The organism is Ruegeria sp. BB6 (assembly GCF_056539385.1).
In genome coordinates, this window is record NZ_JBQFUW010000002.1 from 825,190 (window position 1) to 837,949 (window position 12,760).

The following is a 12,760-nucleotide window of genomic DNA, read 5'->3' on the forward strand; positions in this document are numbered from 1 at the left end:
TTCAGTCCTGACTGTCCAGAATTTCGCGCACCTTGGCGACCAGATCACCGCGCGGCACTTCAAACTGACTGGGGCGTTCTTTCCATTCCTCAAGCGTGGCGCTTTCGGCGATCTTGGCGCCAAGGATCAGGTCCTTGATCTGCACGATCCCGTTTTCCTTTTCATCCCCGCCTTCGATCACCGCGATGGGCGAGTTCCGCTTGTCCGCATATTTCAACTGGTTGCCAAAGTTCTTGGGGTTACCCAGATACACCTCGGCCCGTATACCAGCGTTGCGCAGCTCGGCCACCATCGCCTGATAATCGGCCATACGGTCGCGGTCCATCACGGTCACAACCACGGGGCCAGTGGCCTGCGCCGCGATCCGACCCTTTTCGCGCAGGGCGGCCAATAGGCGGTCAACGCCGATTGAGACACCAACAGATGGGACAGATTGACCAGTGAAACGTTTGATTAGATCATCGTAGCGGCCGCCTCCAGCAACCGAACCGAATTGCCGCTTTCGCCCCTTTTCATCAAAAATATCAAAGGTCAGTTCGGCTTCAAAAACTGGGCCAGTGTAATAACCCAATCCTCGAACTACAGAAGGATCAATGACGATTCGATCAGCAAAGTAACCCTGAGAAGCAACAAGCTTAGCTATCGCTTCTAATTCATCAACGCCCTCATTGCCGATTTGACTTAAGCCGACCACTTTACGCAAGTAACTGCAGGTGGCGAAGTTTTGCGGTGCTATTTTCCAGTCTTCGTCTTCGTGTGAAATGTAGTCAAGATCCTGCGGAAGCTCAGGATAAGGGTTTTCATCAATAGTTCTCTTAGTAGCCATGTAGGTCATGATAGTCGCAGCTTGATGGCTCGTGAGACCGGCGCCCTCAGTAAAATCGCCGCTCGAATCCCTTCGACCGGAAGTAAGAAGCTGGAGCACTCCGTCTTCACCCAAACGATCCAGCTTATCGATCGCTCGTAAAACGATCCCCCGCTCTTTTTCAAACCGCTGAGGGTCCAGTGGGTCATATACCCCCGCCACCTCCAGGACACCGTTTAGAACTTTGCGGCTATTTACACGTATTATGTAATCACCGCGGGGAATGCCCACGGTCTCCAGCGTGTCCGAAAGCATCGCGCAAATCTCGGCATCCGCGGCCATCGAGGCCGTGCCCACCGTATCCGCGTCACATTGATAAAACTGACGATACCGTCCCGGTCCCGGCTTTTCGTTCCGCCAGACCGGCCCCATCGCATAGCGACGATACGGCGTCGGCAGGTCGTTGCGGTGCTGCGCGTAGACACGGGCCAAAGGCGCGGTCAGGTCATAGCGCAAGGCCATCCAGTCGCCATTCCCGCCCTCGTCAAATTCCTGCCACGCAAACACGCCTTCGTTCGGGCGATCCACGTCGGGCAGGAACTTGCCCAGCGCCTCGACCGTCTCAACCGCGCTGCTCTCCAGCGCGTCAAACCCATAGCGATGATAGACGTCCGCAATCGTCTGCAGCATCTGCGTGCGCTGCGAGACTTCCTGGCCGAAATAGTCGCGGAACCCTTTCGGCGTTACGGCCTTGGGGCGGGGCTGTTTCTTGGGCTTGGCCATGTGGGGCGTCCTTGGGCGTTTAGTGTTCCGCGCGCGGTCTATCCCATGCCCCGCATCGGGGCAAGGCGCGCTTTCGCTGGCCTTGACGCCACTGGGTCGCTATGACCGCACCCAAGGAGACCCAAATGCAACATCTGGAAGAACAGATTGCCCATCTGACCCGCACGGTCGAAGAGCTGAACACCGTCGTCACACGTCAGCAAAGCGAGATCGACCGCCTGACCCGCCGGGTCGAGATGCTTTTGCAGCGCGAGGCTGAACGGGCGCAGGAAGGCTCGGGCGGTGTTGTCTTTGGCGACGAACGCCCGCCGCATTACTGACGGCTTACAATCCCAAGGTCTTTTTCACCGCAGCATCGACCACTCCGCCCAGCAGCGCGTCCTCGTCACCGTCACACCCTTCGGTCAACGCGGCCAGAAAGGTTTCGCGCAGTTTGGCCTTGTCTTCGTCGGACGCCGCGTATGCCTCGATGTCGATCTGTCGATTATAGAGCGACAAGGCTGTCATCTTGCCGACGACATCCAAGACGTATTCGTCATTCCCATCTGCCTCTTCAATGACCGAGGCACAAGTGTGATACATCAACGGCAAAGCGTCCTGCTTCATCTGATCCGCTTCATCGTCGGCCATAGCTGTCACAGGCATAGCCAAAAACGCTGCGGCTGAAACCAGCTTGAATACGTGAAAACGCATATCCATTCCTTTCAAAATTAGCTTTTGCACTCAGCGCAACGGACTCGATCAGTTCTTGTTGGCACCGATAATGGCACCGACAACCGCACCGGCTGCCGCGCCTTTGCCGTCACCGACCAAAGCTCCGACCCCTGCGCCGATCAAAGCGCCCTTGATCGCGTCTTCTTCCTTTTTCTTGTCTGCCAATGCCTGTGTCGCCGGCACCAGAACCAGCGAGGCCGCAACAACGATCGCCCATGTCTTTAAATGCAGTCTGGAATTTCCCATTTGGCGTCCTCCCGCGACTTAACCCAAATGAATTTCAACAGAATTCCAGCCTAACCTGACAGACGTCTTCTGGCAATGAACCGTGGGGGATCAGATTTCCTCGACTGACATGACGCCGTCCAGAGATTTGATCGCCCCTTTGATCTGCGGGTTGATCGGAAAATCCTGCCCAAGCTCCATTTCGACGTCTCCGGGCAGGCCGGGATCAAGAAGGCACATGTGGATCGGTCCTTTGGACGCGCTCTTGGCGGCACCTGCTGCATCTTGCAGAACCTTGGCCACCGTCGGCAGAACCTGCGGCTGGTTCACGAAAATGCGCAACCCTGTCGCGCCTGCTTCGGCCACAACGGAATCCACCGGCCCAACCGAGCGGCCGAGCAGCTTGAGCTGATCGGATTCCATCGTCGCCTCGGCCGTCAGTACAACCTGCGCGCCGGTCTCCAGAAACTCGCGCGATTTCTCCAGCGTTTCAGAGAACAGCGTCACCTCATACGCGCCCGTCGGGTCCGAGAGCTGAGCAAAAGCGAACCGGTTGCCCTTGGCGGATTTTCTCTCCTGTCGCCCTGCGACCACGCCTGCCATCTTTGCAATAAACGGGCCAGAGCGCGCCTTTTCCGTCACCTCATCCAGCGTCATCACCCGCTTGCGCTTTAGCGCGGGCATGTAGTCGTCCAGCGGGTGCCCCGAAAGGTAAAACCCGATGGCCTTGAATTCCTCGCTCAGCCGCTCGGCTGGCAACCAGTCCGGCGTCGTGGATAGGCGCGGTTCAGGCAGATCATCCCCGGCCTCGCCGAACAGAGACACCTGGTTTGAATTCTTCTGTTCATGGATCGCGGCCGAGTACTGCACCAATTGCTCGAGGCTTTCAAATACACGGCGGCGGTTCTTGTCGAGCTGATCGAACGCACCTGCGCGGGCCATCATCTCAAGCGGGCGTTTACCGACCTTTTTCAGGTCAACCCGGCGGGCAAAGTCGAACAGGTTCACGAAAGGCTTGTCAGCCCGCCCCTCAACGACAATGTTCATCGCCTCAACGCCCACGTTTTTCAACGCGCCCAGCGCATAAACCAGCTCTCCGTTCACCACGTCGAACGTCGCCAAGGACCGGTTCACGCAGGGCGGCACATAGGGCAGCTCCAGCCCCTTGCGGACCTCTTCAAAGTAGACGGCCAGCTTATCGGTCAGGTGGATATCGCAGTTCATGACACCAGCCATGAACTCGACCGGGTGGTTCGCTTTCAGCCAGCCAGTCTGATAGCTGACCACCGCATAAGCCGCGGCGTGGGATTTGTTGAAGCCATAATTGGCGAATTTTTCCAGCAGGTCGAAAACCTCAGAGGCTTTCTTGGCATCCACACCGTTTTCACCCGCGCCTTTTTCAAACTTGGGGCGCTCGGCGTCCATCGCCTCTTTGATCTTTTTACCCATCGCACGACGCAGCAGGTCGGCACCACCGAGGCTATACCCAGCCATGACCTGCGCGATCTGCATCACCTGTTCCTGATAGACGATAATGCCCTGCGTTTCCTCAAGGATGTGGTCAATCAAGGGATGGACGGATTCGATTTTCCGCTGCCCATTCTTGACCTCGCAATAGGTCGGGATGTTTTCCATCGGGCCGGGACGATACAGCGCCACAAGCGCCACGATATCCTCGATACAGGTGGGTTTCATCCGCTTGAGCGCGTCCATCATGCCCGAGGATTCCACCTGGAACACCGCGACCGTCTTGGCAGCGGAATAGAGCTTATACGTCGCCTCATCATCCAGCGGGATGGCGTTGATCTGGTTCTCGGCCCCCTCAGCCGGCTCATAGAGTTCCGTGCCATCGGCCGCGATGTGCAGGGGTCGCCCGGACTTGAAGATGATGTCCATCGCGTTCTGGATCACGGTCAGCGTCTTCAGACCCAGAAAGTCGAATTTCACCAATCCGGCCTGCTCAACCCATTTCATGTTGAACTGGGTTGCGGGCATGTCCGATCGCGGATCCTGATACAGAGGCACCAGCGCGTCCAGAGGACGATCCCCGATCACCACCCCCGCCGCGTGGGTGGACGCATTGCGCAGCAGTCCTTCGACCTGCTGGCCATAGGTCAACAGCCGGTCCACGACCTCTTCATTCCGCGCTTCTTCACGCAGGCGCGGCTCGTCTTTTAGCGCTTTTTCGATGGAAACGGGTTTGACACCCTCGACGGGGATCATCTTGGACAGGCGGTCCACCTGACCGTAGGGCATCTGCAACACGCGCCCAATATCCCGCACTGCAGCTTTGGACAGCAAAGCACCAAAGGTGATGATCTGCCCCACCTTATCGCGCCCGTATTTCTGCTGCACATAGCGGATCACTTCTTCGCGGCGATCCATGCAGAAGTCGATATCGAAGTCAGGCATCGAGACCCGTTCGGGGTTCAAAAACCGCTCGAACAGCAAGCTGTATCGCAGCGGATCAAGGTCGGTGATCGTCAGCGCATAAGCCACCAGCGACCCCGCGCCCGAACCCCGCCCCGGCCCCACCGGGATGTCGTGATCTTTGGCCCATTGGATAAAGTCCGCAACGATCAGGAAATACCCGGGAAAGCCCATGCCTTCGATAATGCCCAGCTCAAAATCCAGCCGTTCCTGATATTCCTCGAGCGTCACCGCGTGCGGGATCACGGCCAGACGTTTCTGCAGACCTTCGTTGGCGATCCGGCGCAGCTCGGCCACTTCGTCATCTGCAAATTTCGGCAGGATGGGATCGCGGCGATAGGCCATGAACGCGCAGCGTTTGGCAATCTCAACCGTGTTCTCAATCGCTTCGGGCAGGTCGGCGAACAAAGTCGCCATTTCCTGCTGCGACTTGAAGTAGTGCTGCGCTGTCAAACGACGGCGGCCGTCCTGCTGGTCAACATACGCACCCTCAGAGATACAGATCAGCGCGTCATGCGCCTCATACATATCCGATGTGGGGAAATAGACATCGTTGGTCGCCACCAGGGGCAAGTTCTTGGCATAGGCCATCTCGACATGGCCGCGCTCGGTCAGGCGCTCAGCCTCGGGCTGCCCACCTTCCCCCGGATGGCGCTGCAATTCGATGTACAGACGATCCGGGAACATACGGGCCAGCCGATCCACCAAAGCCTCGGCCGCCGGGCGTTGCCCTTGTTGCAGCAGCATACCAACTGGCCCGTCCGGTCCACCAGACAAGCAGATCAGGCCATCCGACCGCTCCGCCAATTCGTCTAAAGTGACCTGCGGCAACTGCCCGCCCTTGTCCACGTAAAGACATGAGCTGAGCTTCATCAAGTTTTCATAACCGACCTCAGACTGCGCAAGCAGCACCAGCGGCGCGGGCGCCTTAGGCTTTTCTCCGGGCTGCGCCTGAACGTAAGTCAGATCAACCTGGCATCCCATGATCGGCTGCACACCCGCACCGCTGGCGGTCACAGAAAACTCCAAAGCCGAGAACATGCTGTTGGTGTCGGTGACAGCGACGGCCGGCATCTCCAACTTCTCACACAGACCCGGCAGCTTTTTCAGCCGCACGGCGCCTTCCAACAGGGAATATTCGGTGTGAACGCGGAGGTGAATGAATCGAGGGGTACTGCTCATGACCGCTACGCTATCCCAGCCTGCAGCCCGGCAAAAGCGGGAACCGCACCCTTTCGATGCCTAAAAAATCAGCGCTCATTATTCGGTTTTTCCAGAAGGTGCTTCGGGAACCGAAACGCCGCATCTTGAGAAAATAGTTTAATAACAAATGACTAATTGCTATGCAAAACAAACAAATTCGCGTTGGGTGCGCGTAATGGTGCATAATATAGGCAGTTTTTCTTGCCAGATAAGGCGCGCTGTTTCTAACATCTGACGGCAAGCTATCCGCCCGCCACTCTTTCTACGTCGCATCGAAGGAGGGCACCCAAGGGCGCAACCGGGTAAGGCGACGGGTTTCTCGAATGGATATCACGTTTCTTCTGAACGGAGAGACAGTGGAGCTGTCGGATGTCGATCCGACGGCCACCCTGCTGGACTGGCTGCGCGACGATCGCGGTCTGACTGGCACCAAAGAAGGCTGCAACGAAGGCGACTGCGGAGCCTGCACCGTCATGGTAACAGACGAGGGCAGCGCCAAGGCGCTGAACTCCTGCATTTTGTTTCTCCCGCAATTGCATGGCAAAGCGGTGCGCACCGTCGAAGGCGCGAGCAGCCCGAACGGTGAGGCTCATCCGGTGCAACAGGCCATGGTTGACCTGCACGGCTCGCAATGCGGCTTCTGCACACCCGGCTTCGTGATGTCGATGGTCGCAAGCCACGCAAATGGCGCAACCGACCACGATACGCAGCTCGCCGGCAATCTCTGCCGCTGCACCGGCTATGCCCCAATTATTCGTGCCGCCAAAGCCGCCGAACCGCACCCCGTCCCGAAATGGATCACCGACGACCAGTCCTTCTCTTGTTCAGAAATACTTCGGGGGGAGGCCGCAGGCCGGGGGGCAGAGCCCCCCTACCTCCCCGGCTCCGCCGACGAACTGGCAGCTCTCTACACGCAACACCCGGATGCGACACTGGTTGCCGGGGCCACGGATGTGGGCCTTTGGGTCACCAAACAATTGCGCAATCTGGACCCGGTGATTTTCCTCAGCCGCTGCGAAGACTTGAAAGAGATCACGATCACCGACGAAGAAATCCGTTTTGGTGCCATGGTCGACATGAACCGTATGGGCGCGGCTCTGACCGACCTCCACCCCTCCTACGCCGAGATGATCCGACGCTATGCCAGCGTTCAGGTCCGCCATGCGGCCACGGTGGGGGGCAACATCGCCAACGGATCGCCCATCGGGGACAACCCACCCGCCTTGATTGCCCTTGGTGCAACCTTGCATCTGCGCAAGGGTGATGAGCGGCGGTCAATACCGCTGGAAGATTTCTTCATCGACTATGGCAAACAAGACCGCGCGCCCGGAGAATTCGTTGAGGCCGTCAGCTTCCCGCGTCAGGTGGACCGCCTGAAGGCGTACAAACTCAGCAAACGGTTCGATCAGGATATCTCGGCTGTCTGCGGGTGTTTCAACATCACCGTCACTGATGGCACCGTGACTCAGGCCCGGATCGCGTTTGGCGGCATGGCAGGCACTCCGAAACGGGCAACTCATGTCGAGGCCGCACTGACCGGCAAGCCGTGGACCGCTGCGACCATTCAGGCCGCTCTGCCCGCTTTTGCCGAAGACTATGCGCCACTCACGGACATGCGCGCATCAGCCACCTATCGTCTGGAAACCGCCAAAGCGATGCTCGAGCGCTATTTCCTCGAAGATCAGGGTGAAATCACCAACGTGCTGGAGGTGTCGGCATGAGCGTGACCAAACCCCTCCCCCATGATGCAGCACCACTGCACGTCTCAGGCTCGGCACGGTACGTGGATGACATCCCCACGCCCAAGGGCAGCCTGCATCTGGCCTTTGGCCTCAGCCCGATTGCCAAAGGCAAAATTTCGGGCATGGACCTTTCGGCTGTGAAGGCCGCTGACGGGGTTGTCATGGTCATGACAGCCGATGACCTGCCCTTTGCCAACGATGTTTCGCCTTCGATCCATGATGAGCCGCTGCTGTCGGGCGGCACTGTTCACTATATCGGCCAACCGGTGTTTCTGGTCGTCGCCACCAGCCATCTGGCCGCGCGAAAGGCCGCGCGTCTTGGCAAGATCGACTATGCTGAGGAAACCCCGATCCTGACGATTGAGGACGCGCTGGCCGCCGACAGCCGGTTCGAGGACGGCCCACGCATCTATGCCAAGGGCGATGCGGATGCGGCCATTGCGGACGCAGCTCATGTGATCGAAGGGTCATTTGAACTCGGCGGGCAGGAGCATTTCTATCTGGAAGGTCAGGCCGCACTTGCCGTGCCGAACGAGGGCGCGGACATGCTGGTGCACAGCTCGACCCAGCACCCGACAGAAATTCAGCACAAAGTAGCGGACGCTCTGGGCGTTCCCATGCATGCCGTTCGTGTGGAAACCCGCCGAATGGGTGGCGGTTTTGGCGGTAAGGAAAGTCAGGGCAACGCCCTGGCGGTGGCCTGCGCCATAGCTGCGCGGGCAACGGGCAAAGCCTGCAAGATGCGTTATGACCGTGACGATGACATGATCATCACCGGCAAACGCCATGCCTTCCGTATTTCCTACAAAGCCGGGTTCGATGAGAACGGTCATATTCAGGGCGTATCGTTCCTGCACCACGCCATTTGCGGCTGGGCGCAGGACCTGTCCCTGCCCGTGGCGGACCGCGCGATGCTGCATTCCGACAACGCCTATCTGCTGCCCAACGCACGGATTGAAAGCCACCGGCTGAAAACCAACACCCAGTCCGCCACCGCCTATCGCGGATTCGGCGGCCCTCAGGGGATGGTCGGGATCGAGCGGGTGATGGACCACGCGGCGCACGCGTTGGCAATGGACCCAGTCGAACTGCGCCGCCGGAACTACTATGAACCCGCGCACAAGGTGGCCGAAGCTGAACCGACGGAAAAACCGCTGGGCCACCCGGACCCGCGCGAGGATTTGACCAGCCGTGGCGCGGTTGAAACCGGCAACGCGCCCGTGCGCCCGCTGCCCGCTGGCGGCAACACCACGCCCTACGGCATGGAGGTCAGCGATTTTGAGCTACACGGCATGACCGAGGCATTGCTGAAATCCAGCGACTATGCCGCGCGTAAAGCCGCCATCCAGAATTGGAACGCCGAGAACAGTGTGATCAAGAAGGGCATCGCCTTCTCTCCGGTCAAATTCGGGATTTCCTTCACACTGACCCACCTGAATCAGGCGGGCGCGCTGGTGCATGTGTACCAAGACGGCTCGGTCCACCTGAACCATGGCGGCACCGAGATGGGACAGGGCCTGTTCCAGAAGGTCGCGCAAGTGGCTGCGTCTCGGTTCGGAATTCCGCTGGACATGGTCAAGATCACCGCGACCGATACCGCCAAAGTGCCGAACACGTCGGCGACTGCGGCATCCTCTGGCAGTGACCTGAACGGCATGGCCGTCAAAGCCGCCTGCGACACGATCCGTGATCGGATGGCTGACTATCTGGCCGAGCGGCATCAGGCCGATCCGTCGGCAGTGACCTTCACGGATGGTCACGTTTCGGTGGGTGAAGAACGCTATACCTTTGCCGAAGCTGCGGCGCTGGCCTATCAGGGCCGGATCAGCCTGTCCGCCACCGGATTCTACAAGACCCCCAAGATCGAATGGGACAGGATCGCAGGCCGAGGGCGACCGTTCTTCTATTTCGCCTACGGAGCCTCGATTACCGAGGTCGCGGTGGACACTCTGACCGGCGAAAACCGTATCCTGCGCACCGATATCCTGCATGACGCAGGCGCGTCCCTGAACCCGGCGCTGGACATTGGGCAGGTCGAAGGTGGCTATGTGCAAGGCGCGGGGTGGCTGACGACCGAGGAGCTGGTCTGGGACGGCAAGGGCAATCTGCGCACCCACGCGCCCTCGACCTACAAAATCCCGGCATGCTCGGACCGGCCCGATATTTTCAACGTTGCGCTTTGGGATGGCGAGAACCGCGAGGACACCATCTATCGCTCGAAAGCGGTGGGTGAGCCGCCCTTCATGCTGGGTATCTCGGCTTGGCTGGCGCTGTCGAACGCGGTCGCTGCGTGCGGGGACAGCTATCCCGCGCTGGATGCCCCTGCCACGGCGGAACAGGTCTGGCATGGCATTCAACGGATGAAGGGAGACATCTGATGGGATTTGACTTGGAGGCTTTGAGGGAGGCGGTCAAAACCCACGGGAAAGTCACCCGGGTCGTCATCGCTGCGATCAAGGGGTCATCCCCGCGAGAAGTCGGCGCCGCCATGCTGGTCTGGCAGGGCGGGCAATCCGGCACGATCGGCGGCGGCACGCTGGAATATCAGGCGGCAGAAGCAGCGCGCTCGCAGACTGTGCCGTGTCGTCTGACGCAACACGCGCTTGGTCCCGATCTGGGGCAATGCTGCGGTGGCGCTGTGTCTTTGCTGACCGAGGTCTATGACCTTGATGCATTGAACGCGCTGGACGACACGATCATCGCACGTTCAGCGTCCAGCACCGAAATGCCGTTGTCGGTCAAACGTCTGATGGCACAGGCGCGCGGACAAGGAACTGTCCCGCAGCCCCAGCTTCTGGATGGATGGATGGTCGAGCCCGTTCACAAACCGACCCGCAAGCTGTGGATTTGGGGCGCTGGCCATGTTGGGCGCGCATTGGTCGACGTTCTGTCACCACTGCCCGAGCTGGCAATCACATGGGTCGATACCGGCCCGGAACGGTTTCTCGACGATATCCCGGCCTCCGTCACGGCTGTGCCCGTTGCAAAACCCGCCGAACTTGTCCGTCATGCCCCGCGTGATGCCGAGCATCTGGTTCTGACCTATTCCCACAATCTGGATCTGGAACTTTGCAACCGGTTGTTGACGCACGGTTTTGGCTTTGCCGGACTGATCGGCTCGGCTACGAAATGGGCGCGATTCCGGTCGCGGTTGGCGGCCCTCGGGCACGCGCCCGAGCGGATCGGCCGGATCACCTGCCCCATCGGTGACCCCGGTCTGGGCAAACACCCGCAGATGATCGCCGTTGGCGTTGCAGCCCAATTACTGCGCCCCGCCCGGCAGAACGAGTTGAAGAAGGACCTGAGCGCGTGACCACTCCACTCCTAAGCTTACAAGGGCTGACCAAAGCCTATCCCAGCGTCGTGGCCAATGATCAGGTGTCCTTTGACATCGGCGAAGGCGAAGTTCACGCCCTGTTGGGCGAGAATGGCGCGGGCAAGTCCACGCTGGTGAAAATGATCTATGGGCTGGTGAAGCCAGACAGTGGCACGATGCTGCTGCGCGGCCAGCCCTTTGCCCCCCCCGAACCCCGCGCGGCGAGGGCTGACGGGATCGCAATGGTATTCCAGCATTTTTCGTTGTTTGACGCGCTAAACGTGGCCGAAAACATCGCGCTGGGGATGGAGAACCCGCCGCCGATGGGCGATCTGGCCTCGCGTATCCGCGAAGTGTCCGAGACCTATGGCCTGCCTCTGGACCCATATCGCACCGTCGGCGATCTGTCGGCAGGTGAGCGGCAGCGGGTCGAGATCATCCGCTGCCTGTTGCAGGACCCCAAGCTGCTGATCATGGACGAGCCGACCTCGGTTCTGACCCCGCAAGAGGTCGATATCCTGTTTGAAACGCTGAACAAACTGCGGTCCGAGGGCACCTCAATCCTGTATATTTCGCACAAGCTGGAAGAGATCCGCACGCTCTGCGACCACGCCACAATCCTGCGGCTGGGTAAGAACGTGGGCGAATGTGTTCCGGCAGAAACCTCGGCCCGTGACATGGCTGAAATGATGGTGGGCTCGACCCTGCAGACACCTGAACGCGGTGGCCGAGAATTTGGCGACGTCGCGCTGGATGTCAGCGGATTGTCGGTGCCCTCGCCTTCGGAATTCGGCACGGCGCTGCGCAATGTGCACATGAATGTCCGCAAGGGTGAGGTTCTAGGCATTGGTGGCGTCGCCGGTAACGGTCAGGACGAACTGCTGGGCGTTTTGTCGGGAGAAATTCTCACGACAGCCGATGCAATCAAGTTCAACGGTCAGAAGATCGGCAAGCTCGGCCCCACCGCTCGGCGCAAGCTGGGCGTGCTGACCGCGCCCGAGGAACGTCTGGGCCACGCGGCCGCACCGGATATGAGCCTGACGGAAAACGCCCTGCTGACGGGTTCTGTCCGCGAAGGTTTGGAAAACAATGGGTTCCTGAAATGGACCGATACCAAGAACTTTGCGGAGAAGATCATTAAGGCGTTCGACGTACGCACGCCGGGGCCAGAGAACGCCGCGCGCTCACTGTCGGGCGGGAACCTGCAGAAATTCGTGATCGGTCGCGAGGTTCTGCAAAACCCGGATGTGCTGGTCGTGAACCAACCCACTTGGGGTGTGGACGCGGCAGCTGCGGCCTCGATCCGGCAGGCCATTCTGGACTTGGCGGCCAAGGGCACAGCGGTCATCTGCATCAGCCAGGATCTGGATGAGCTGATGGAAATCTCGGACAGTTTCGCGGCCTTGAACGAAGGACGACTAAGCGCACCCCGCCCGACCACCGGGCTGACGGTTGACGAAATCGGCCTGATGATGGGCGGCGCACACGGCATGGAGGTAGCCCATGTCTAAAGCATTACAGAAAAAGATGAAAACGGGGGTG

At 59.5% G+C, this 12,760-nt stretch carries 9 protein-coding genes; 5 read left to right on the top strand and 4 right to left on the bottom strand.

Annotated features, from left to right (window positions below):
* Position 1: 1 nt before the first annotated feature.
* A complete protein-coding gene (gene hisS, locus ACR0B7_RS08500) occupies positions 2-1,588 on the bottom strand; it encodes a histidine--tRNA ligase (RefSeq protein WP_170569434.1) in 1,587 nt (528 codons plus the stop codon).
* Between the two features lie 125 nt (positions 1,589-1,713).
* Between hisS and ACR0B7_RS08505 the strand changes: the two genes are divergently transcribed.
* Positions 1,714-1,908 carry a SlyX family protein gene (locus ACR0B7_RS08505; RefSeq protein ID WP_170440680.1) on the top strand — a complete coding sequence of 65 codons (195 nt, stop codon included), beginning with the start codon at positions 1,714-1,716 and terminating at the stop codon, positions 1,906-1,908.
* 4 nt (positions 1,909-1,912) lie between these two features.
* Here ACR0B7_RS08505 and ACR0B7_RS08510 read toward each other — a convergent pair whose 3' ends face one another.
* The 3 genes from ACR0B7_RS08510 to dnaE form a co-directional block, all read right to left on the bottom strand.
* Entirely contained in the window at positions 1,913-2,281 is a 369-nt protein-coding gene (locus ACR0B7_RS08510) for a hypothetical protein (protein WP_170647804.1), read from the bottom strand.
* A gap of 48 nt (positions 2,282-2,329) precedes the next feature.
* On the bottom strand, positions 2,330-2,548 hold the full coding sequence (locus ACR0B7_RS08515; RefSeq protein WP_170411560.1) for a hypothetical protein: 219 nt from the start codon (positions 2,546-2,548) through the stop codon (positions 2,330-2,332).
* 90 nt (positions 2,549-2,638) lie between these two features.
* Positions 2,639-6,139: a DNA polymerase III subunit alpha gene (gene dnaE, locus ACR0B7_RS08520; RefSeq protein WP_170484249.1), complete on the bottom strand. Its 3,501-nt coding sequence runs from the start codon at positions 6,137-6,139 to the stop codon at positions 2,639-2,641.
* Between the two features lie 344 nt (positions 6,140-6,483).
* On the opposite strand from dnaE, the gene xdhA reads away from it, so the two are divergent.
* The 4 genes from xdhA to ACR0B7_RS08540 are packed head-to-tail and all read left to right on the top strand — an operon-like array spanning position 6,484 to position 12,729.
* A complete protein-coding gene (gene xdhA / locus ACR0B7_RS08525) occupies positions 6,484-7,881 on the top strand; it encodes a xanthine dehydrogenase small subunit (protein WP_170484251.1) in 1,398 nt (465 codons plus the stop codon).
* Entirely contained in the window at positions 7,878-10,280 is a 2,403-nt protein-coding gene (xdhB, locus tag ACR0B7_RS08530) for a xanthine dehydrogenase molybdopterin binding subunit (protein WP_170484253.1), read from the top strand. The genes xdhA and xdhB overlap by 4 nt, the downstream gene beginning before the upstream one ends.
* Positions 10,280-11,215, top strand: coding sequence for a xanthine dehydrogenase accessory protein XdhC (gene xdhC / locus ACR0B7_RS08535; RefSeq protein WP_170576585.1), 936 nt, complete (start codon positions 10,280-10,282; stop codon positions 11,213-11,215). Before xdhB ends, xdhC begins: the two co-directional genes overlap by 1 nt.
* On the top strand, positions 11,212-12,729 hold the full coding sequence (locus tag ACR0B7_RS08540) for an ABC transporter ATP-binding protein (protein ID WP_170576586.1): 1,518 nt from the start codon (positions 11,212-11,214) through the stop codon (positions 12,727-12,729). Before xdhC ends, ACR0B7_RS08540 begins: the two co-directional genes overlap by 4 nt.
* Positions 12,730-12,760: the final 31 nt, after the last annotated feature.